This window comes from Modicisalibacter sp. MOD 31.J (genome assembly GCF_020147985.1).
Classification (GTDB): Bacteria; Pseudomonadota; Gammaproteobacteria; order Pseudomonadales; family Halomonadaceae; genus Modicisalibacter; species Modicisalibacter coralii.
Genome location: NZ_JAGXFF010000001.1, coordinates 614,923 through 638,086, shown reverse-complemented (window position 1 = coordinate 638,086; position 23,164 = coordinate 614,923). Strand labels below are relative to the sequence as shown.

The following is a 23,164-nucleotide window of genomic DNA, read 5'->3' as shown; positions in this document are numbered from 1 at the left end:
TCAGAGTACTCCCATCAGATAGACGATGGTGAACACGCAGATCCAGACGATGTCCAGGAAGTGCCAGAACAGGCTCAGGCACATGATCCGCGGCCGCGTCGTGGGGGTCAGACCCTTGGTGGAAACCTGATAGATCATCACCAGGATCCAGATCAGCCCGAAGGTCACGTGGGTCCCGTGGGTACCGACCAGGGTGAAGAACGACGACAGGAAGGCACTGCGATCCGGGCCGAAGCCTTCGACGATCAGGTGATGGAACTCGTAGATCTCCATCCCCACGAAGCCGGCGCCCAGCAGGAAGGTGATCACCAGCCAGTTGCGGACCTGGGCGGCCTTGTCGTCGTTCATGGCCAGTACGGCCATGCCGTACGTGAAACTACTGAACAGCAGCAGGAAGGTCTCGACCAGCACGAACGGCAGTTCGAAGATCTCCCCCGGCGTGGGGCCGCCGGCCGTGTTCGGCGAGAGCACGGCATAGGCGGCGAAGAGTGACCCGAAGATGATCAGGTCGCTCATCAGGTAGATCCAGAAGCCGAAGACCTTCATGTCCCCGGCGTCGTGGTGCTCATGCTCGTGAGCATGAGCGTCGTGGTTGGTAAGAGTATCGGTTGCCATGATTACGCCTGCATCTCCAGCCGTTTATGGTGCTCGCGCTCGATGCGTTCGACTTCCGCCGCGGGGACGTGGTAGTCGATGTTCTCGTTGAAGATACGCATCAGGAACGTCACGAACATCCCTGCGGCACTCAACCCGGCCAGCCACCAGATGTGCCAGATCAGAGCGAAGCCCAGCGCGATGCTGATGATGCCCATGATCGGACCCGCCGCGGTGTTCTTCGGCATGTGCACGTCGCTGTAGTGCGTCGGTGCCTGCGCGGTGAAGCCTTCCTGCTTCTTCATCTCCCAGAAATGGTCGATGGAGCTGACTTCCGGCAGATGCGCGAAGTTGTAGTACGGGGGCGGTGAGGACACGGCCCACTCCATGGTCCGGCCATCCCACGGGTCACCGGTGAGATCGGCGTTCTTCTTGCGATCGCGGATACTGACGATCAACTGGATCACGGTGCAGGCGATACCCAGCAGGATGATGAAGGCGCCGACCCAGGCGACCAGCATCAGCGGCTGCCACTCGGCGTTCTCGTAGGACTGCATGCGACGCATGGCACCGTAGAAGCTCAGCACGTACAGCGGCATGAAGGCCACGTAGAAGCCGACCAGCCAGCACCAGAAGCTGCGCTTGCCCCACTTCTCGTCGAGCTTGAAGCCGAACGCCTTGGGGAACCAGTAGGCGTAACCCGCCATCATGCCGAACACCACGCCGCCGATGATCACGTTGTGGAAGTGCGCGATCACGAACAGGCTGTTGTGGAGCACGAAGTTGGCGCCCGGCACGGCCAGCATCACGCCGGTCATGCCACCCAGGGTGAAGGTGATGATGAAGCCCACGGTCCACAGCACCGGCGAGGTGAACTGGACCCGGCCGCGATACATGGTGAACAGCCAGTTGAATATCTTCACCCCCGTGGGTATCGCGATGATCATCGTGGCGATCCCGAAGAAGGCGTTGACGTTGGCACCGGCACCCATGGTGAAGAAGTGGTGCAGCCAGACGATGAACGACAGGAAGGTGATCGCCACCGTCGCCCAGACCATGGTGTTGTAGCCGAACAGGCGCTTCTTGGAGAAGGTCGCGATGACCTCCGAGAACACACCGAAGGCCGGCAGGATCAGGATGTACACCTCTGGGTGGCCCCAGGCCCAGATCATGTTGACGTACATCATCTGGTTGCCGCCCATGTCATTCGTGAAGAAATGCATGCCCAGATAGCGATCCAGGGTCAGCAGCGCGATGGTCGCCGTGAGGATCGGGAAAGAGGCGATGATCAGCACGTTGGTGCACAGCGCGGTCCAGGTGAAGATCGGCATGCGGAACAGCGTCATGCCCTTGGTGCGCATCTTCAGGATGGTGACGAAGAAGTTGATACCGGTCAGCGTGGTGCCGATCCCCGATATCTGCAGCGCCCATATCCAGTAGTCGACGCCGACCCCCGGACTGTATTGCTGTTCCGACAATGGCGCATAGGCCAGCCAGCCGGTCTTGGCGAACTCGCCAACCACCAGCGAAATGTTGACCAGCACGACCCCCGCGGCGAACAGCCAGAAACTCAGGTTGTTCATGAACGGGAAGGCCACGTCGCGCGCGCCGATCTGCAGCGGCACCACCAGGTTCATCAGACCGATGACCATGGGCATGGCGACGAAGAAGATCATGATCACGCCGTGGGCGGTGAAGATCTGATCATAGTGGTGTGGCGGCAGATAGCCTTCGGCGCCGCCGGCGGCCATGGCCTGCTGGGTACGCATCATGATCGCGTCGGCGAAGCCGCGGATCAGCATGACCAGCGCCACCAGGAAGTACATGATGCCGAGCTTCTTGTGGTCGATGGAGGTGATCCATTCCGACCACAGATAGCCCCACTTGCGATAGTAGGTGAGTCCGCCGACGATCAGCGCGCCGACGAGGCCGATCACCGTGGCCGTGACCATGATGATCGGCTCGTGGAACGGGATCGCCTCTAGAGTGAGTTTTCCGAACATAACGTTACTCCGCTGCCTCCGCGCTCATGGGCGTTTCGCCATGCTCTCCGGCATGCTCGCCGTGACCGCCGTCTCCGTAACGGAAGCTGTCGATGATGTCTTGGTAGAGATCCGGTGAAACGCTCGAGAAGTACTGGACCGGCGCATCTTCGGTCGGCTCGGCCAGCTTCCGGTAACCGTCGGGGTACGACAGGGTGTCCGACCCGCCACGTACCTTGTCGACCCACGCCTGGAAGTCCTGCTCGGACGTGACGTGCGCATCGAAGGTCATTTCGGCGAAGCCTTCACCGCTGAAGTTGGTGGAACGGCCAGGATAGACGCCCTTCTCGTTGGCGACCAGGTAGACGTCGTTGTCCATGCCGGCCATGGCATAGATCTGACTACCCAGGGTGGGCACCATGAAGGAGTTCATCACCGACCCCGAGGTCACGCGGAAGTGCACCGGCTTGTCCACCGGCAGCGCGAGCTCGTTGACCGTGGCGATGCCCTGTTCCGGATAGATGAACAACCACTTCCAGTCGAGCGAGACGGCCTCGATCTGCAGGGTGTCCTCCTTGTCGGCGATCGGCTTGTGCGGGTCGAGCGAGTGCGAGGTGTTCCAGGTGAGGATCGCCAGGAAGACGATGATCACGCAGGGGATCAGCCACACGACCACTTCGATCGCGTTGGAGTGCGACCACTCCGGCGCGTACTTGGCCATCAGGTTGGAATGACGATACCGCCAAGCGAAAAGGATCGTCATCACGATTACCGGGATAACGACGATCAGCATCAAGCCGAAGGCCGTCAGAATCAGCGACTTGAGCTCGTTGCCGATCTCCCCCTTGGGATCCATCAATGCCGACCCGCAACCACTCAGCAACAGCGGCAGCAGAAGCGGCAAGATGTTGAAAATACGCGGGTATTTCTTTTTCCTCATCTCACGACCTCGTCAGAGCATGGAGACGGCCATCGGCCGAGACCGTTGCCAGTAACCTAGCGGGAGGGGCTGGCGCAACAACGGTTGCCACGACGCCTGTTCGGCAAGTCGACAGGGCGGGAGCGCTGTCCGGCAGACGCTGTCAGAGATGGCGTGCTGGCGGAAATCCAGCGAGCGTCGATGGCCGGTCTGCCCTTGCCGCAGAACGCGCGCATTGTGTGTGAATGGCTGATGAATGAGAAGGGACGATTTGCCGCAGGGGTGCGCATCTTGACGAAAGTACGCCAAAAGTATAAGGCAGCGACCGTGAAAAGCGACGCCGGATGGCCCCGGCGCTCCCGCTATGACAGACCGTTCCCCGCCGGGTTCCGGGTCAGGCGATCATCACCCGTGGCAGACCCCGGGATTCGCGGGTCGACAGCTGGCGCCCCGCCTCGCTGTCGGTGACGATCACGTCGAACTCGTCGAGGGTGGCGAAGTACGCCGGGCGCACGACGCCGAACTTGCTGTCGTCGGCGACCAGGATGCGCCGCTCGGCATTGGCGATCGCCGCCTGCTTGGGCCCCACCTCGTGGAAGTGGAAACAACTGGCGCCCTTGTCGACGTGTACCCCGGCCGCCGAAATGAAGGCCTTGTTGATCCCCAGGCGGCGGATCGCCGCCGCCATGTCGTCGCTCTCGAACGACGACGAGGCGGCATGGAAGAGCCCGCCGAGCAGCACCAGCCGGACATTGGAGAGATGACTCACCGCGTTGGCCACGTTGAGGGCGTAGGTGACCACCGTCAGCTGTCGCTCCGGAGCGAGCATGCCCACCAGCGGCAGCAGCGTGGTGCCGCAGTCGATGAACAGGGTGTCGCCCTCCTCGATGAACGACGCCGCCCGCTGACACAGACGCTTCTTGGCCAGGGGGTGGCTACCCTTCTGCTCGTCGAGGTCGTAGAGCGGCGCGAACTGCGGATCGTGGGCCATCACCAGCCGGCCGCCCAGGAAGGTCATGGTGCCCTCGCTGGCCGCCACGTCGCGGCGAATGGTCATCTCCGAGACCCCGCACAGTCGCGCGGCGTCGGACAGATGCAGGGTCCCCCCCTGGGCCAGCGCCTCGCGCAGACGCGCCAGACGCAATGCACTGCGGCCCTTCATTGGCGTTTCTCTCCTCGAGCTGGGTCGTCGTCACGAGCGATTGTTGCGCACATCCCGGCAAATGCCCAGCGCCCGGCCGGTGCCGACGTTGGGCGGATTGACAGCCCGTACGGGATGCGATTAAAAATGTGATAAAAATAACATTCACTGTTAGGTTACTAACACCGGCATTCGACGCCCGACCTCGTCCCCGGCGTCATGTCCCGAAGATCACAACGACAATCACGAGGATCCCCCGATGATCGCCCCGCTTGCCCGGCCTGCCGTGATGGCGCTTCCCGCCATCGGTGCAGCGTCACCGCCCCTGTCGCCGGCCGCGACGCGCCGTGCGTCGACCCCCTATAATCCCGGCCGGACGAGGCTTGCCGCCTCGGCTGTCGCCACTTCATCGTCACGCTGCAACTAGGGACGCCCCATGACAATAATCATGAGTCTGGTCGGGATGGCTACGCTGATCCTGATCGCCGTACTGTTTTCTGCCAACCGTCGCTCGATTCGCCTGCGCACCGTCGGCGGTGCCTTCGCCATTCAGGCCGGTGTCGGCGCCTTCGTGCTCTACGTGCCCTTCGGCCAGACGGTCCTCAAGACCATCTCGGATGCGGTCAGCCAGGTGGTGACCTATGCCGACGACGGCATCAACTTCCTGTTCGGCAGCCTCGCCGACCCGGGCAGCGGCGTGGGCTTCATCTTCGCCATCAAGGTACTGCCGGTGATCATCTTCTTCTCGTCGCTGATCGCCGTCCTTTATTACCTGGGCATCATGCAGTGGGTGATCCGCATCCTCGGCGGCGCCCTGCAGAAGGTGCTGGGTACCTCGCGTACCGAGTCGATGTCGGCCACCGCCAACATCTTCGTCGGCCAGACCGAGGCGCCGCTGGTGGTCCGCCCGTTCATCGCCAACATGACCCGCTCCGAGCTGTTCGCGGTGATGTGCGGCGGGCTGGCCTCGGTGGCCGGCTCGGTACTGGGCGGCTATGCCGCGCTGGGCATCCCCATGGATTACCTGGTGGCCGCCTCGTTCATGGCCGCGCCGGGCGGGCTGCTGTTCGCCAAGATCCTGATGCCCGAGACCGAGAAGCCGGACGACGATACCGCCCACGTCGAGCAGATCGAGGCCGAGGACAAGCCGTCCAACGTGCTCGATGCCGCCGCCGGCGGCGCCTCGTCGGGCCTGCAGCTGGCCGCCAACGTCGGCGCCATGCTGCTCGCCTTCATCGCCCTGATCGCGCTGATCAACGGCCTGCTCGGCGGGATCGGCGGCTGGTTCGGCATGGACGACCTGAGCCTGGAGATGATCCTCGGCTGGCTGTTCTCGCCGCTGGCCTTCCTGCTCGGCATTCCCTGGAACGAGGCCAACGTGGCCGGCTCCTTCATCGGCCAGAAGCTGGTGGTCAACGAGTTCGTCGCCTACGTCAACCTCGCCCCCTACATCAGCGGCGAGCAGGTGGTCGCCGCCACCGGCGAGGCGATGAGCGCCCACACCAAGGCGGTGCTGTCGTTCGCGCTGTGCGGCTTCGCCAACCTGTCGTCGATCGCCATCCTGCTCGGCGGACTGGGCAGCATGGCTCCCAACCGGCGTCACGAGATCGCCAGCTTCGGCCTCAAGGCGGTGCTTGCCGGCACCCTCTCGAACCTGATGTCCGCGGTGATCGCCGGCTTCTTCATCAGCCTGGCCGGCTGAATCGCCGCCACCCATGACCACCAGCGCCCGCCGGGAACGCCGGGCCTCACCCGACGGTCGCATTCATCAGGACCATGACGCGACCGTCGGGCCACGCTTACCCTCGCTTTGCACGCCATGCCAACACGGAACCCGCTCATGACAGACATCCAGCAGGTCGCTCGCCGGGCTCTCGCCCTGATGGACCTGACCAGCCTCAACGACGACGACGATGACACGCGCATCGACGCGCTGTGCCGCCAGGCGAACACGCCGGCCGGCGCCCCCGCCGCGGTGTGCATCTACCCGCGCTTCATCGCCGTCGCCCGCCGATCGCTCGAGGCCGCCGGCCTCGCCGGGCGGGTCGGGATCGCCACGGTCACCAACTTTCCCGACGGCAGCGACGACGTCGCCCGCGCCGAGCGCGAGACCCGGGAGGCCATCGCCGCGGGTGCCGACGAGGTCGACGTGGTCTTCCCCTACCGCGCGCTGATGGCCGGCGACGCGCGCGTCGGCGAACGGCTGGTCGCCGCTTGCAAGGCCGCCTGCGGCGACAAGTGCCTCAAGGTGATCATCGAGAGCGGCGAGCTCACCGATCCCGCGCTGATCCGCCAGGCCAGTCGCATCGCCATCGCGGCCGGCGCCGATTTCATCAAGACCTCCACCGGCAAGGTGACGGTCAACGCCACCCTCGAGGCCGCCGAGATCATGCTCACGGCGATCCGCGACAGCGGTCGCGACGTGGGCTTCAAGGCCGCCGGCGGCGTGCGCAGCGCCGAGGACGCCGCGGCCTACCTGGCGCTGGCCGCCGAGCTGATGGGCGACGCCTGGATCACCCCGGCCCACTTCCGCTTCGGCGCCTCGAGCCTGCTCGGCAACCTGCTCGAGACACTCGGCCTGGGCAACGACGAGACGCACTCGGGAGGCTACTGATGCTCACCGCCGAGATCATCCGCGCCAAGCGCGACGGCCGCGAACTCGATGCCAAAGCGATCCGCCGGTTCGTCACCGGCATCGCCGACGGCAGTGTGGGCGACGAGCAGATCGGCGCCTTCGCCATGGCCGTCTATCTCAACGACATGACCACGCCGGAACGCATCGCCCTCACCGAGGCGATCCGCGACTCCGGCGAGGTCCTCGACTGGACGACGCTCGACCTGCCCGGCCCGGTGATCGACAAGCACTCCACCGGCGGCGTCGGCGACGTGGTATCGCTGATCCTCGGCCCCTGGGTGGCGGCCTGCGGCGCCCACGTGCCGATGATCTCGGGCCGCGGCCTGGGCCACACCGGTGGCACCCTGGACAAGCTCGAGGCGATCCCCGGCTACGACGTCACTCCCAATCCGGCGCGCTTTCGCGAGCTGGTGCGCGACGTCGGCGTGGCGATCATCGGTCAGACCGGCCAACTCGCCCCGGCCGACAAGCGCTTCTACGCGGTCCGCGACGTCACCGCCACCGTCGAGTCGATCCCGCTGATCGTCGCCTCGATCCTCGGCAAGAAGCTCGCCTGCGGGCTCGAGGCGCTGGTCATGGACGTCAAGACCGGCAACGGCGCCTTCATGCCGACGCACGCCCAGTCCCAGGCGCTGGCCCGGGCGATCGCCACCATCGCCACCGGCGCCGGCACGCCGACCACCGCGCTGATCACCGACATGGAGCAGGTGCTGGCGGCGAGCGCCGGCAACGCCGTCGAGGTTCGCGAGGCGCTCGCCGTGCTGCGCGGCGAGGCCACCGACAGCCGCTTGTATCGGGTCACCCGGGCACTGGCCGTGGAGATGCTCAAGGCCGGCCGTCTGGCCGCCGACGACGACGAGGCCGGCGAACGGCTCGACCGCGCGCTGGCCTCCGGCGCCGCCGCCGAGCGCTTCGCGCGCATGGTCGCGGGGCTCGGCGGGCCGCACGACATCGTCGAGGCCACCGACCGGCACCTGCCCGAGGCACCGGTCGTTCGCGCGGTGCACGCCGAGCGGGCCGGCCGAGTCGCCGCCATGGACACCCGCGCGCTGGGCATGGCGGTGGTCGAGCTGGGTGGCGGCCGGCGCGTCGCCGGCGCGGCGATCGACCACGCCGTCGGCCTCAGCGAGATCGCCGCCCTCGGCGAGGCGGTCGACGGCGAACGCCCGCTGGCCGTCATCCACGCGCGCAGCGAAGCGGACTTCGCGGCCGCGGCCGAGCGCGTCCGCCGCGCCGTCATCCTCGGCGAGCCCGGCGCGCCGCGCCCGCTGATTCACGAGATCATTCGCCCGGACGACGCGCCTGCCGGGCAGGGGGAAAGGTCATGAAACGCGCCATCGTGCTGGTTCTCGATTCCTTCGGCATCGGTGCGGCCGAGGATGCCGCGGCCTACGGCGACGCCGGGGCCGATACCCTGGGCCACATCGCCGCCGCCTGCGCGCGCGGCGAGGCCGACAACGCCGATCGCTCGGGGCCGCTGCAGCTGCCCAACCTGGCGCGCCTGGGGCTGTTTCACGCCCACCACGAGAGCACCGGCGCCTGGGCCGAGGGCATCACCCCGCCCGCCGAGGTGATCGGCGCTCATGGCCATGCCCGGGAGATCTCCACCGGCAAGGACACCCCCTCCGGCCACTGGGAGATCGCCGGCGTGCCGGTGCGCTTCGCCTGGGGCTATTTCGAGGAGCGCGAGGCGAGCTTTCCCGCCGACCTGCTCGAGCGGCTGATCGAGGAAGCCGACCTGCCCGGCGTGCTCGGCAACTGCCACGCCTCGGGGACCGAGGTCATCGCCCGGCTCGGCGCCGAGCACATCGCCAGCGGCAAGCCGATCGTCTACACCTCGGCGGACTCGGTGTTCCAGATCGCCGCCCACGAGACGCATTTCGGCCTCGAGCGGCTCTATCGGCTCTGCGAGCTGGCCCGCGAGGCACTCGAGCCCTACAACATCGGCCGGGTCATCGCCCGCCCCTTCGTCGGCGAGACGCCCGACACCTTCGAGCGCACCGGCAACCGTCGCGACTACGCCGTCGAGCCGCCCTCGCCCACCGTGCTGCAGAAGCTCGCCGAGGCCGGCGGCGAGGTGGTGTCGATCGGCAAGATCGCCGACATCTACGCGCACTGCGGCATCACCCGCAAGATCAAGGCCGACGGCCACGAGGCGCTGTTCGACGCCACCCTGGCCGAGGTCGCGCGCGCCGAGGATCGCACCCTGGTGATGACCAACTTCGTCGACTTCGACATGCGCTACGGTCATCGCCGCGACGTCGCCGGCTACGCCGCGGCGCTCGAGGCCTTCGACGCCCGACTGCCGGAACTGCTCGCGCGCCTCGCCCCCGAGGACCTGCTGATCCTCACCGCCGACCACGGCTGCGATCCAACCTGGACCGGCAGCGATCACACCCGGGAACACGTCCCGGTACTGACGCTGGGCGCCGGCCTCGTCCCCGGCTCGCTGGGCGCGCGCGAGACCTTCGCCGACATCGGCCAGACGCTCGCCGCCTACTTCGGGCTCGAGCCGATGGACGACGGCCGTGGCTTCCTCGATACCGCTCCCCACTCCCAGACCGCATGAGGTAATCCATGGCGACTCCGCATATCCAGGCCACGCGCGGCGACTTCGCCGACACCGTGCTGATGCCCGGCGACCCGCTGCGTGCCAAGTACATTGCCGAGACCTTTCTCGACGACGTCGTCCAGGTCAACGCCGTGCGCAACATGTTCGGCTACACCGGCAGCTACAAGGGCCGGCGGCTGTCGGTGATGGGCCACGGCATGGGCATCCCGTCGACCTCGATCTACGCCAAGGAGCTGATCACCGACTACGACGTCACCACACTGATCCGCGTCGGCTCCTGCGGTGCGGTGCGCGAAGACGCGGCGCTGCGCGACGTGGTGATCGGCACCGGCGCCTGTACCGACTCCAAGGTCAACCGCACGCGTTTTCTCGGCCACGACTTCGCCGCCATCGCCGATTTCGAGCTGGCCCGGCACGCCGTCGACGCCGCCGGCGAGCTGGGCATCGCGGTGCGCACCGGCAACCTGTTCTCGGCGGACCTGTTCTATTCGCCGGAGGACGCCCTGATGCCCACGCTCAAGCGCTACGGCATCGTCGGGGTCGAGATGGAAGCCGCCGGCCTCTACGGCGTGGCCGCCGAGTTCGGCGCCCGCGCGCTGACGATCTGCACGGTGTCCGACCACATCCTGCGCGGCGAGGCGCTGGACGCCGAGGCGCGCCAGACCACCTTCGACGAGATGATGCGCGTCGCCCTCGAGGGCGTGCTGCGCGACGACGCCGCGAGGGCCGCCTCATGAGCCCCATCGACCCGGCCATCGTCGAGCGCCTGCTCGCCGTTCGCGACCACGCCTACGTGGCCTATTCGGCCCACCCGGTCGGGGCGCTGATCGAGACGCCCAGCGGCTCCCGCTATGCCGGCTGCAACGTCGAGATCGCCAACTACAAGGGACTGTGCGCCGAGGCCGGGGCCATCGCCGCGATGGTCGCCGCCGGTGAACGCGACATCGCCACGCTCTACGTGATCGGCCCCGGCGCGCATCGGTGCACGCCCTGCGGCGACTGCCGCCAGCGCATTCGCGAATTCGCCTCGCCCACCACGCGCATCCACGTGCTCGACGCCGACGGGCAGTGCCTGAAGTCCTACAGCATGGAGGCCCTGCTGCCGGATTCCTTCGGGCCCGAGAATCTCGGCAAGCCATCACCGATGGGCGGTTGAAGCCGGCGCCCGACAGCGTGAAAGCCACGCGACGCCATCGCCCCGCCCATCCAACGCTGGGGTCCGGTATACTCGGCCTCCGAATCGTCATTGCTGAATCCGGCCGGAGTCGTCGATGGCCCCAGCGCCCTTCTCGCCGTTCGAGTTGCTGCTTCTCAAGAGTCGCAACCAGACGGACACTGCTGCCCTGCTGATGCTGGCCTGGGTCATGGCCAGCAAGGGCAGCGTATTGCCCGAGGATCGCCATTATCTCGACACCCTGGCCGCCCGGTTCCGGCACGGCCACGCCCTGCAGCCGCTGATCGAGATCGCCGCGGCCCAGGACCTCACGGCTCTGCAACTGGCCGCCGAAGTGCTGCAGAAGGATCTCTGGCGCGAGCAGGCTCATCCGTTCCTGAGCCAGGCGATCGGCCTGGCAACCAGCGACGGCCCCCCCAGCAGTGCCAACAACCACGTCCTGCGCTTTCTCGCCGACCTGCTGGGCGTCTCGCCGCCGACCTTCGCCGCGCTGTTCAAGGAGGTCGCCGGCCGGGCGTTGCCAGCCCCCGCGGACCCCAGCCATGCCGATTACTGGCAGGCGCGGGAGCAGACCCGGCACCGCCACGACAGCTACAGCGGCCAGGGCGCGCACGCCGGTGCCGAGCGGGAGACACCGGAGCCGGACGAGGCAACGCCCCGCCAAGCCCGCGAGAGCTGGCGCGAACGCCGGGCACGGCGTCGCGAGCAGGCCCGCGAGCGCGAGCGCCAGGCCCGGGAGGCCGCCGAGCGCCGCGCCCGCGAACAGCGCCGCCGGGAGCAAGAGCAGGCCCGCGAGCAGCGCGAGCGCGAGGAACGTCGCGAGCGGGAACGTCAGGAACGGGAACGCCGCGAGCGCGAGGAGGAATACGCCCGCGCACATCGCGAACGTCCGGCCTACGGCGATCCGGCGTCACGGGCCCTGCGCGTGCTGGGCCTCGAGGACGGCGCGTCACGCCAGGACATCAAGAAGGCCTACCGGCGCCTGGCACAGGCCCACCATCCCGACCGCGTCTTCAGTCAGGGAGAACAGCGCATGGCCACCGCCTCGCTGCGCTTCCAGCGAATCCAGCAAGCCTACGAGATCCTGATGCAAGATGCGCGATTTGTATAAACGCCTGGGCGTGCCGGCGGACGCCGACTCACGCACCATCGATGCCGCCATCGAGGCCTGTCGCCACACCGCGCTGAAGCACGACGCCGAGGCGGTGCTGGGCGTCGATGCCCGTCGCGACCATTATGACCGCCTGCACCGCCGGCTATCGGACATCGGCCGGCTGCGCTCCCGGCTCGGCCTGACCCATGCCCCCCACTGGCAGGGCGACGTGGCCAACGATTTCTCGCTGCCGCCGGACATCGCCGACTCGCGCCACCAGCAATTGACCGCCAAGGTCGACGCCCTGGTCAACGCCCAGACGACCCTGACCCGCTGGCGCTACCGCCTGATGTGGCTGATCCCGCTGCTGGTCGTCGTCACCGCCGGCGTGGCCTTTGCCCTGGGCTGGCTGAGCGGGCTTTGAGCCATGCCCCAACACCGGGCGACGGCTAACGCGGCATCACCCGAACATTGTCCAACGCCTCCAGCGGCGTGGGCGCATCCACCAGATAGCCCTGGGCGAAATCCACCTCGAGCCGGCGCAACTGCTCGAGCACCGAGGGCGTCTCGACGAACTCGGCGATGGTGCGCAGGTTCAGGGTATGGCCGACGCTGTTGATCGCCTCGACCATGGCCCGATCGATGGGATCGCTGTCGACGTCGCGGACGAAACGGCCGTCGATCTTGAGAAAATCCACCGGCAACTGCTTGAGATAGCCGAACGACGACAGCCCGGCCCCGAAGTCGTCGAGGGCGAACAGACAGCCGAACGCCTTGAGCCGCTCGATCAGCTCGACGACCCGCGACAGCTGAGCGATCGCCGCACTCTCGGTGATCTCGAAGCACAGCGTGCCGGCGGGCAGCCCGGCCGCCGCCACCCAGTCGCGCAGTTCCTCGCAGAATCGCTCGTCGGATAGCGAGGCCCCGGAGAGGTTCACCGACCACAGGCCGCAGTCCGCCGAACGCCGACAGCGGTCGGAAAGCCAGGCCAGCACATTGGTGACCACCCAGCGGTCGATGCGCGGCATCAAATTGTAGCGCTCGGCGGCGGGCATGAAGGTCCCCGGCGTGACCAGCCGCTCGCCCTCCTGCAGACGCACCAGGATCTCGTGATGTACCCGGGCGCCGGGATCGTCGACCGGCACGATCGGCTGGGCATACAGGCGCAGCCGGTCCTCGTCGATCGCCGCCTGCAGCCGGGGCACCCACTGCAGCTCGCCGTGACGCTCGATCAGCACGCTGTCGTCGCGCTGGTAGACGTGCACGCGGTTGCGCCCGCCCTCCTTGGCGGCATAGCAGGCGGCATCGGCGGCACTCAGCACGTCGTCCAGGCCGCGACGGGCGTCGATGCCCGCCAGGCCGATGCTCACGCCGATCGAGAAGACCCGCCCCTGCCAGGCAAAGCGGAAATCGTCGATCGCCGCGCGCACCTGTTCGGCCAGCGCTCGTGCCTTGTCCAGCGGGCAGTCGTAGAGCAGGATGCCGAACTCGTCGCCGCCCAGCCTCGCCAGCAGATCGGAAGCCCGCACCCGGTCGCGCAGCAATCGCGCGACCTGCCGCAGCAGTTCGTCGCCGGCCATGTGCCCGCAGGTATCGTTGACCACCTTGAACTGGTCGAGGTCGAGATAGCACAGCACATGCCGCGCGCCCGCCTGGTTCTGCTCGACCAGCTCGCCGAGCGACTGCTCGAACTTGCGCCGGTTGGCCATGCCGGTCAGCGCATCGTGAGTCGCCTGATGATTGAGCTTGCGTGACAGGTCGCGGGTCAGCGAGACATCGTGGAAGACCACTACCGCGCCGATGACGATCCCGTGACGCGAGCGAATCGGTGCCGCCGAGTCCTGCACGGGGCAGCACTGGCCGTCGCGTCCCGTGAGCAGATGAGTGGTCGCCCCCACGTGCGGCTTGCCCCCACCCAGCACCCAGCGAGCCGGGTTGGGGACGCGCTCCGCCGAGGTCTCGTCGACCAGCCGATAGATCCGCGCAATCGGTTCGCCGAGGGCCTGCTCCTGCGACCAGCCGGTCAGCCGCTGCGCCTCGCGGTTGATGAAGGTCACCCGGCCGACCTCATCGGTGGCGATCACGCCATCGCCGATCGATGCCAAAGTGACCTGCGCCAGGTCGCGCTCGCGATGCAACTGTTCCTGGACACGGCGCCGATCGGTGATGTCGCGGACCAGCGCGGCACACTCCGCTTCGGAGCCGGCGGCCCCCTCGCTGAACTGCAGCTCGAGATACCGGGGCTCGCCGTCGGCGTTGGCCACCCGCAGTTCGCGGCGCTGCCCGGGCTGCGGCAGATCGCCCTGGATCAGCTGGCTCAGCGGCTGGCCGACGACGCGCTCGGCCGTCACGCCGAACAGGGTTTCGGCGCCGGGATTGAGGCTCGTCAGGATACCGTCGGCGCGCCAGGTCACCAGGCCGTCGCGGAGATTGCGCACCAGCACCTGGGTCCGGGCCATGGCCTTTTCCAGCGCCGCCGACACCCGGTTGTAGCCGGCGGCGATCTCGCCCAGCTCGGTGAACGGATCGGCCTCGACACGCCCGCGCACATCACCGTTGCGCTCGTGGCGGCGCATCGCCTCGAGCAGATCGAAGAGTTCGCTGCGCGCCCCGTGTTCGGCGACGTTCAGCCCCAGCCGCTCGGCGTCCGGCGTGACCCGCAGCGGCAGGCCGCGCCCGATCAGTGCCAGCAGCAGCCAGGCCGAACCACCGCCCCAGAGCGCGCAGACCGCGATGCCCAGGCACTGCACCGCGACCTGATGGGCGCGATCGAGACCGGTACCCAGCAGGTCGAGATCGCCCATCAGCCCTACGGCCAGGGTCCCCCAGATGCCGGCCACCAGATGCGCGGGGATCGCCCCTACCGCGTCGTCGATGCGGTACTTGAGCAGCCCCTCGCTGGTCACCACCATCAGCACCCCGCTCAGCGCACCGATGAACAGCGACTGGCCGGCGGTCATCGCATGCGCGCCGGCGGTGATCGCCACCAGACCGGCGATCGCGCCATTCATGGCATACATGACCTCGGCGTAGCGACGCAGCCGCCAGCCCACCAGCATGGCCGACAGCACCCCGCCCACGGCGCCCATCACGGTATTGACCAGCACCCCGGGGACCCGCTCGTCGAGCGCCAGCGTGCTGCCGCCATTGAAGCCGAACCAGCCGAGAAACAGCAGCAACACGCCGAGCATCGCCAGCGGCAGATTGCTCGCCGGCACGGGCCTGGCGGCCTGCCCGGGCACGAAGCGGCCGGCGCGCGGGCCGATGCGCAGTACCGCGACCAGCGCCACCCAGCCGCCCAGGCTGTGGACCACCGTCGAGCCGGCGAAGTCGACGAAGCCACGCGCTTCCAGCCAACCGGGCCGGTCGCTCAGTGCGCTGGCCCAGGCCCAGTGACCGAACAGCGGATAGACCAGCACGCCTACCCCGACGGTGAGCGCCAGGTAAGCAAGAAACGGCATGCGCTCGGCTACCGCGCCGGAGACGATGGTGGTGGCGGTGGCACAGAACATTGCCTCGAAGAGAAAGAAGCAGGCCAGCCAGGCATCGTGACCGACCCCCAGCGTGGGCAGGAAATGATCCCTGCCGACCAGGCCGGCCACGCCGTCGCCGAACATCAGGCCGAACCCGGCCAGCCAGAACACCGCCACGGTTACCGTGAAGTCGGCGAGGTTCTTCATCGCCACGTTGATGGCATTCTTGCCACGCGTGACGCCCGACTCCAGACACAGGAAACCGGCCTGCATGACGAAGACCAGCATCGCCCCCCACAACACCCACAGGGTATCCAGCATCGAGACTTGCATAGGCACCGCTCCCCGATCGCGGCCCCGCCTCGCTCCCTGATGCGTCGGCCGATGATGGCCGGCTCCCCCGTGGTGCAGCACACCCCCGCGCCATGCACCCTGGCGGTGCGCAAGCGCCGGGTATCCGCCGACCGATGCCACCGCAGCCGGGCTAACCGGCAGAATCGGCGCCGCCGGAAGACGGCGCCACATTAGGGAAAGCAATAAGGGTGCCAGCGGCCGCTACTGCGGCTCGCCATCGGCCCCCTCCGGTGGTGGTGTGGCCGAGGCGCGGCGCGGGGGCATCGCCACGTCGCGGCCGTCATCACCGCCGTCGCGCGACGTCTCGAGCACCACGCTCATCCGCGGCAGCGACAGGTCCTGGCCTTCGCTGTCGAGCCGCTGCTTGAGACGCAGATTGAAGGCACGCGCCACATCCCACTGCATCGACGGGCTGGTACGCATGCGCACGCGCAGGATCGCCGCGCCCTGATCGAAACTCTCGATGCCCTGCAATTCCAGCGGTGACCAGATGTGGTGACGCATCATCGGATCCTGCCGCAAGGCATCGGCGACCTCGCGAACCAGGTCGGTGGCGGCGTCGATCTTCATGGTATGCGGGACGCGGATACGCATCAGCGCGGTGCCGAACTCCCGGGCGAAGTTCTGGATGCCCTTGATCTGGCTGAAGGGGATGATATGCACGATGCCATCCAGATCGCGCAGCCGCACGGTACGCAGGCTGAGCCCCTCGACGGTGCCCATGTGCCCGCCGACGTCGACGAAGTCGTCGATCGACAGCGAGTCCTCGATCAGGATGAACAGCCCGGTGATCAGATCCTGGACCAGCGTCTGGGCACCGAAGCCGATCGCCAGACCGATCACCCCGGCACCGGCCAGCAGCGGCGTGACGTTGACACCGAGATTGGCCAGCCCGACGATCGAGGCGATCACCAGGATGGTGGTGAAGACCACGTTGCGGATCATGGGGGTGATGGTCTGCGCCCGGGTGCTGTGGATGCGCCGACCGCGGGCACTGGCCGAGCCGCGCAAGGCGCGCTGGATGGCGGTATCGGCAAAGATCCAGATCAGCCAGGCGAGCAGCACGGTGAGGCCGATGCGCAGCAGGGCATGGCCGATTCGCGCGCTCACGGCGCCCTCCTGGCCGATGCCCAGCAGCGACAATCCCCAGACCCGCAGCGACAGCTCGGCGAACAGCCCCCAGACGATGAACTGCCCCAGGGTATAGCCGAAGCGCTCGAGACGCCGCCGATACTGGGACTTGCGTCGGCGCCGGGTGGCGCGTTCGGCATGCCGGTGCAGGCCGCTGCTGGCGACCAGCGAGAGCACCAGCAGTGCCGCACAGAGAATCGCCCGGGTGAAGGCCACGTCGGCATCGCCGACGGAGACGAAGATCGCCACCAGCGAGGCCCCGATCAGCAGCAGAGCCGGGACATGCCAGAAGCGCCCCAGCGCCACGGCCACGTCGCGCAGGGTGCTCGAGTCGCGGCGTTGCGAATAGGGCCGGTTGCGGATCAGGTGCTTGACCGGACGCCGCATGCGCAGCACCAGCACCCCGCTGAGCAGCCCCGCGAGCAGATTGGCCAGCACCGACAGCCAGCCGGCCAGGTCATTGCCCAGCAGCGTCACCAGCCGTTCGCTGTTGACCGCGTCGCCGAACGCCGCCAGGGCACCGATCACGAACAGCCGTCGCGGCGCCTGACGGCGCAGGATCGCCACCGCCACGCGGCGGTGCCCCCGGGTGAACAGCGCGATCACCTCGTCGAACACCGTCGACAGCAGGCGTCCGCAGAGCGTGACATAGGCGATCACCAGCACGCTGGCCCGCGCCGGGCTGGGCTGGGTCAGCCAGCGCAGGCTGGCCAGCATGGCGGCAAAGGCCAGCGCCCAGGGCAGCACCTTGCGCAGGAAGTGCACCACCAGCAGCGCCGGGCGCGGTTCCGGCGGTAGCGCCAGTGGCCAGTCGTAGCGTCGCGCCAACAGCCGCCCGGCCGCCATCAGCAGCAACAGCAGCCCTAGCCAGACCGCGGTGAGGGTCAGGGCCTCGAGACTCTGGCGAATCACTTCGCTGTGACCCATCCCGGTGATCAACCCATCCAGGTCGTCCAGCGCCCGCTGGCTGCGCCGGCCCCAGATGGCCAGCGGCGACCGCCCCGCCTCGGCCTGCTCGCCGAGATCGGTCAGCGAGTCGGCCAGCGCGCCGAGCAGCCCCTGGCGCTGCTCGGTGTCGCCGCCCCCGGCCGCGGCGCGGGTCGTCTCGCGCAAGGCCTTGAGCTGCTCGAGCAACTGCCTGCGCTGCGCGTCGTCCTCCAGGGTGGCGATCACCCGATCCAGCGAATCCTGCAACTGCTGCGAATCGGAGGACGAATCGGCCGACTCGCCGCCGCCCCCGAAGCCCCCCGGCAGCCCCTGCCCCATCGCCGCCGGGGCCATCAGCATGGCCAGCAGGCAGAGCAGCCGGCACAGATATCTCAACGACATGCCACCTCCCCAGGCGTTGTCCGAAAAATGCCTGCGCTCGGCCACACGGCGTTAAAAATCAGCTCACAATGCTCATTTACAACCCGTAAACTCCGCTTGCTCGCTGATTTTTGCCTTGTCTGACCGTCGCTCGCCGACTTTTCAGACAAGCCTGGGCTGTCCGTCATCGGCCCCCGAAGCCTGACGCCTGTCAACGACAAAGCCAAGACCCCGGGGCCTTGGCTTTGCGTGACACGGCAACGGCTTCGCGACTCAACCGCGCTCGTCGGCCGGCTTGCCAGCCTTGTCGGGGTCGCGTCCCACCCAGCGCGACAGCGTATGGGTGACCTTCATGATCAGCACGTAGGAGGCAGGCACGAAGACGCTGGCCAGCACGGTGATCGCGATCATCCCGCCGACCACCGGCGTGCCGATCTGATTGCGGCTCGCCGCACTGGCGCCGGTGGCGAGCGCCAGCGGCAGGGAGCCGCCGATGAACGCCAGCGAGGTCATGACGATCGGCCGGAAGCGCTGGCGGGCCGCCACGCGCGCCGCCTCGACCACCGACAGCCCCTCGTGCTTGCGCTGCTGTTCGGCGAACTCGACGATCAGGATGGCGTTCTTGGCCGCCAGACCCACGACCACCAGCAGTCCCACCTGAAGGTAGACGCTGGTGCTCATGCCGCTCAGGTAGACCGCGACCACCGCGCCGATGAAGGCGAACGGCACCGCGGAGACCACCGCCAGCGGCAGCGTCCAGCTCTCGTACTGGGCGGCGAGGATCAGGAACATCATGACGATGCCGAAGGTCAGCGCCAGCGCTGCGGCGGTGCCCACGTTACGCTGCTGGAAGGCCTCGCCGGTCCAGCCCATGCCATAGGATTTACCCAGCGTCTGGCTGACCACTTCCTGCATCGCCTCCACCGCCTGGCCGGAACTGTAGCCGGGTGCCGGCTCGCCCTGGAAGCGCGCCGCCGGGTAGACGTTGTAGCGGTCGAGCACCGAGGGGGCCTTGCTGCGCTCGAAGGTCACCAGCTCGGAGAGCGGAATGCGCTGACCGTCGCCGCCGCGCACATAGACGTCCTTCAGATCGTCGGGATGCTGGCGATAGTCGGCCTCCGACTGCATGTAGACCTGGAAGCTGCGGCTCGCCTTGGTGAAGTAGTTGACGAACGAACTGCCGAAGGTGCTGCTCAGGGTGGTGTTGAGATCGCCCAGATCGACCCCCAGCGCCCGCGCCTTGTCCTGATCCACGGTGGCGTCGAAGACCGGCACGTTGACATCCAGGGTGGTGAACACGCGGGTCAGTTCGGGGCGTTTCGCCGCCGCCTGCATCACCTTCATCGAGGCCTGGGCCAGCGCCTGCGGCGAGGCGCCGTCGAAGGACTGCAGATAGCCGGTGAACCCGCCGGTGGTCGACAGCCCCTGGATCGGCGGGATGTTGAAGGCCATCGCCTTGCCGCCGGGGATCTCGGCGCCGGCCTTCATGATCATGCCCACCAGATCCTCGACCCCGATGTCACGCTCGCTCCACGGCTTCATGGTCACGAACATCACGCCCTTCGCCGTGTTCGCCGAGCTCGACAGGATGTCGAAGCCGGGCACGCTGACCGCGTACTCGACCGCCGGAATCTCTTCCATCCGCTCGCTGAGCTTGTGCATGTAGGCATCGGTGCGGGCGAACGACGACCCCGCCGGCAGCGAGATCGCGGCCAGCGCGACCCCCTGGTCGGTCGCCGGGATCAGCCCGCTCGGCAGCCGCTCGTAGATCGCCCAGGAGGCGGCGCCGATGGCGACCAGCAGGACCAGCGTCAGCACCACATGCCGGATCAGGAAGTGGGTCACCGCCATGAACAGATCGGTGATCTTGGCGAAGCCCTTGTTGAACCAGTCGAAGGGCTTGTGGATCGTCCGGAACAGCCGCGAATGCTCGATGTGGTGAGCGTTCTTGAGGAACAGCGCGCTGATCGCCGGCGTGAAGGTCAGCGCCACCACCGCCGAGATCGCCACCGAGATCGCGATGGTGATCGCGAACTGCTGGTACATCTGGCCGGTGATCCCGCCCATGAAGCCCACCGGGATGAACACCGCGGCCATGATCAGCGCCGTGGCGATGACCGCGCCGGAGACCTCCTTCATCGCCAGGAAGGCGGCGCTGAGCGGCGTGGCACTCTCGTCCTCCTCCATGATGCGCTCGGTATTCTCGATCACCACGATGGCATCGTCGACGACGATCCCGATCGCCAGGATCATGCCGAACAGCGACAAGAGGTTGATCGAGAAGTCGAGCAGGTACATGCCGGCGAAGGTCCCGACCACCGAGATCGGCACCACCGACATCGCCACCAGCGTCGAGCGCCAGCTCTGCAGGAACACGAAGACGATGGCGATCACCAGCAGCAGCGCCTCGATGAAGGTGTGCTCCACCGAGGAGACCGAGGCATCGATGAACAGCGTGGTGTCGTAGGGGATCTCGTAGTCGAGCCCGGCCGGGAAGCGGCTCTTGAGCTCGGCCATCTTGTCCTTGACCTCGCCCGCCACGTCGAGCGCATTGGCACCGGGCTGCAGGTAGATGGCGATCGGCGCGATCGGCTTGTTGTTGACGTAGCCCTGCACGCCGTAGCTGTTCTTGCCCAGTTCGACGCGCGCGACGTCACCCAGGCGCAGCGAGGAGCCGTCCTCGTTGGTCCGCAGCAGGATGTTGCGGAAATCGTCGACGTCCTTCAGCCGCCCCTGGGTGGTGATGGTGTAGGTATAGGCGGTCGGGTCATCCTGAGGCTCGGCCCCCAGCTTGCCCGCCGGGACCACGGTGTTCTGCGCCTTGATCGCCGCCGACACCTCCGCCGGGGTCAGGTCGTACTGGGCCAGCTTGTCGGGGTTGAGCCAGACGCGCATGGCGAATTCCTGATTGCCCAGTACCTGCGCCTGCCCCACCCCGTGAAGCTGCTTGAGCTCGTCGGTGATGTTGAGGTTGGCGTAGTTGGTCAGGAACAGCGAGTCATAGGCCTCGGAACTGGAGGTGACCGCGACGAACATCAGCACGCTGTTGGAGCGCTGCTCGACCGTCACCCCCTGGGCCTGGACCTCGCTGGGCAATTGCGACAGGGCCCGCTGGACGCGGTTGTTGACGTTGATGGTCGCGGTCTGCGGGTCGGTACCGATCGAGAAGTAGATCTGCATCGACATGCTGCCGCTGTCGGAGCTCGCCGAGGTCATGTAGATCATGTTCTCGACGCCGTTGACCTCCTCGGCGAGGGTCGAGGCCACGGTATCCGAGACGGTCTGCGCGCTGGCCCCCGGGTAGGTCGCCGTGACGCTGACGCTGGGCGGCACCACGCGCGGGTACTGCTCCACCGGCAGCACCCGCACCGCCATCAGCCCGATCAGCACGATGATCACCGAGATGACGGTGGCGAAGATCGGCCGGCGGATGAAAACGCTCGAGAAATTCATCCCTCGCCCCCATCCTCACCCTGCGCCGCCGATCCGGACGCCGACGCCTGGTCATCCTTGCCGCCCTGACCGGCATCATCGCCCTGGCGGCCGCTGCCGTCGGCGACCGGCTTGTCCTGCCCGGTCTCGGGGTCGCCGTCGAAGGGCTGCGGCTCGATCTTGTCACCCGGGCTGATGCTGCCGATGGCGCTGACGATCACCCGATCGCCCTTCTCGAGACCGTCGCTGACGATCTGCCAGTCGCCGGCCTGCTGGCCCAGCGACACGAAACGCGCCTGCGCGGTGTCCTTGTCGTCGAGGACCATCACCTGGGGCCCCTTGAGCCCTTCGGTGACGGCCACCGCGGGCACCGCGAACACGTCGTAGCGCTTGACGTCGGTCAGCGACACGCGCACGAACTGCCCAGGCAGGAACAGATGATCGGGGTTGGCGAATTCGGCCTCGGCCTGCACCGTGCTGGTGGACTCGTCGACCCGCGCGCCGAAGAAGTCGACGTGCCCCTCGAGCCGGTTGGGCGCAGTGCTCGCCCCGCCGGTGCCCGGCGCGGTGAGTGCCGCCTGGAGCGGCCCCGGCGAGGCCTGACGCTGCTGACGCAGGGCCAGGGCATCCACCGCGGGCAGCGAGAAGCGCACGTCGAGCGGATCCAGCGGGGTGATCGTCGTCAGTGCCTCGGGCGGCTGGACCAGACTGCCGACGTTGACCTGGCTGAGGCTGATCATGCCACTCGCCGGTGCGCGGACCTGGGTGTAGCTCAGGTCGATCTTGGCGGCGTCGAGCGCCGCCTTGGCCTGGGCCAGGGTCGCCTGGGCCGCCCGCAGGTCGGCCTTGGCATCGTCGAGCTGCTGCTGGCTGACCGAGTTCTGCTGATACAGGCGCTGGTAACGATCGGCGTTGCGCTGGGTCCGGTAGAGTTCGGCCTCGGCGCTCTGCACGTCGGCCTCGCGTTGACGCACCGTCGCCTGATAGGCATCGGGCTGGATGGTATAGAGCAGATCGCCCTTCTCGACCCGGCTACCCTCCTCGTAATGACGCGCCTCGAGGATGCCCTCGACGCGGCCCATGACGGTGACCTCGCGATTGCTGCGCACCATGGCAGGGTATTGCCTGTCCAGCGTCAGATCGCGCGGTTCCACGGTCATCACCTGAGCGGGACGGGGCGGCGCCTGCTGTGCCTGAGCGGACTTCTCACCGCCCGAATCGCCCTCCCCGCAACCCGCCAGCACGGCGGCGAGCGCCAGCGGCAGAAGCCACCGCTTGCGGCTTCGAAGCATCACGGCTTCCATCATGACATCCCTTAGTCGAATAACGAATGACGCAAGACTACAGCCATACAAC

General features: G+C 67.5%; 16 protein-coding genes. 8 read left to right on the top strand and 8 right to left on the bottom strand.

Annotation, left to right across the window (positions count from 1 at the left end; genetic code table 11):
- The 4 genes from KGR00_RS02860 to KGR00_RS02845 all read right to left on the bottom strand — a co-directional run bounded on the left by KGR00_RS02860 (window position 1) and on the right by KGR00_RS02845 (window position 4,657).
- Entirely contained in the window at window positions 1–615 is a 615-nt protein-coding gene (locus KGR00_RS02860) for a cytochrome o ubiquinol oxidase subunit III (protein WP_224417735.1), read from the bottom strand.
- Between the two features lie 2 nt (window positions 616–617).
- Window positions 618–2,597, bottom strand: coding sequence for a cytochrome o ubiquinol oxidase subunit I (cyoB, locus tag KGR00_RS02855; protein WP_224417736.1), 1,980 nt, complete (start codon window positions 2,595–2,597; stop codon window positions 618–620).
- A 4-nt stretch (window positions 2,598–2,601) separates the two neighbouring features.
- Window positions 2,602–3,516 (bottom strand): ubiquinol oxidase subunit II, encoded by a 915-nt coding sequence (gene cyoA, locus KGR00_RS02850; RefSeq protein WP_224417737.1) that lies wholly within the window; start codon window positions 3,514–3,516, stop codon window positions 2,602–2,604.
- Window positions 3,517–3,889: 373 nt separating this feature from the next.
- Window positions 3,890–4,657 (bottom strand): DeoR family transcriptional regulator, encoded by a 768-nt coding sequence (locus KGR00_RS02845; protein ID WP_224417738.1) that lies wholly within the window; start codon window positions 4,655–4,657, stop codon window positions 3,890–3,892.
- Window positions 4,658–5,072: 415 nt separating this feature from the next.
- Here KGR00_RS02845 and KGR00_RS02840 point away from each other — a divergent pair, with 415 nt between their 5' ends.
- The 8 genes from KGR00_RS02840 to KGR00_RS02805 all read left to right on the top strand — a co-directional run bounded on the left by KGR00_RS02840 (window position 5,073) and on the right by KGR00_RS02805 (window position 12,534).
- On the top strand, window positions 5,073–6,338 hold the full coding sequence (locus tag KGR00_RS02840; RefSeq protein WP_224417739.1) for a NupC/NupG family nucleoside CNT transporter: 1,266 nt from the start codon (window positions 5,073–5,075) through the stop codon (window positions 6,336–6,338).
- A gap of 138 nt (window positions 6,339–6,476) precedes the next feature.
- On the top strand, window positions 6,477–7,250 hold the full coding sequence (gene deoC / locus KGR00_RS02835; protein ID WP_224417740.1) for a deoxyribose-phosphate aldolase: 774 nt from the start codon (window positions 6,477–6,479) through the stop codon (window positions 7,248–7,250).
- Window positions 7,250–8,599: a thymidine phosphorylase gene (gene deoA, locus KGR00_RS02830; RefSeq protein ID WP_224424111.1), complete on the top strand. Its 1,350-nt coding sequence runs from the start codon at window positions 7,250–7,252 to the stop codon at window positions 8,597–8,599. Before deoC ends, deoA begins: the two co-directional genes overlap by 1 nt.
- Entirely contained in the window at window positions 8,596–9,840 is a 1,245-nt protein-coding gene (locus KGR00_RS02825; protein WP_224417742.1) for a phosphopentomutase, read from the top strand. Before deoA ends, KGR00_RS02825 begins: the two co-directional genes overlap by 4 nt.
- Before the next feature lie 8 nt (window positions 9,841–9,848).
- Window positions 9,849–10,580: a purine-nucleoside phosphorylase gene (deoD, locus tag KGR00_RS02820; protein WP_224417743.1), complete on the top strand. Its 732-nt coding sequence runs from the start codon at window positions 9,849–9,851 to the stop codon at window positions 10,578–10,580.
- Window positions 10,577–10,999 (top strand): cytidine deaminase, encoded by a 423-nt coding sequence (locus tag KGR00_RS02815; protein WP_129139076.1) that lies wholly within the window; start codon window positions 10,577–10,579, stop codon window positions 10,997–10,999. The genes deoD and KGR00_RS02815 overlap by 4 nt, the downstream gene beginning before the upstream one ends.
- A 115-nt stretch (window positions 11,000–11,114) precedes the next feature.
- Complete coding sequence (locus KGR00_RS02810) at window positions 11,115–12,128, top strand: DnaJ domain-containing protein (RefSeq protein ID WP_129139075.1); 1,014 nt, start codon at window positions 11,115–11,117, stop codon at window positions 12,126–12,128.
- Entirely contained in the window at window positions 12,112–12,534 is a 423-nt protein-coding gene (locus KGR00_RS02805; RefSeq protein WP_224417744.1) for a hypothetical protein, read from the top strand. Before KGR00_RS02810 ends, KGR00_RS02805 begins: the two co-directional genes overlap by 17 nt.
- Window positions 12,535–12,559: 25 nt before the next feature.
- Here KGR00_RS02805 and amt read toward each other — a convergent pair whose 3' ends face one another.
- The 4 genes from amt to KGR00_RS02785 form a co-directional block, all read right to left on the bottom strand.
- Entirely contained in the window at window positions 12,560–15,916 is a 3,357-nt protein-coding gene (gene amt / locus KGR00_RS02800; protein ID WP_224417745.1) for an ammonium transporter, read from the bottom strand.
- 222 nt (window positions 15,917–16,138) lie between these two features.
- A complete protein-coding gene (locus tag KGR00_RS02795; RefSeq protein ID WP_224417746.1) occupies window positions 16,139–18,397 on the bottom strand; it encodes a mechanosensitive ion channel domain-containing protein in 2,259 nt (752 codons plus the stop codon).
- A 252-nt stretch (window positions 18,398–18,649) separates the two neighbouring features.
- Window positions 18,650–21,829, bottom strand: coding sequence for a multidrug efflux RND transporter permease subunit (locus KGR00_RS02790; RefSeq protein WP_224417747.1), 3,180 nt, complete (start codon window positions 21,827–21,829; stop codon window positions 18,650–18,652).
- Complete coding sequence (locus KGR00_RS02785) at window positions 21,826–23,100, bottom strand: efflux RND transporter periplasmic adaptor subunit (protein WP_129139070.1); 1,275 nt, start codon at window positions 23,098–23,100, stop codon at window positions 21,826–21,828. Before KGR00_RS02785 ends, KGR00_RS02790 begins: the two co-directional genes overlap by 4 nt.
- Between the last annotated feature and the right edge of the window lie 64 nt (window positions 23,101–23,164).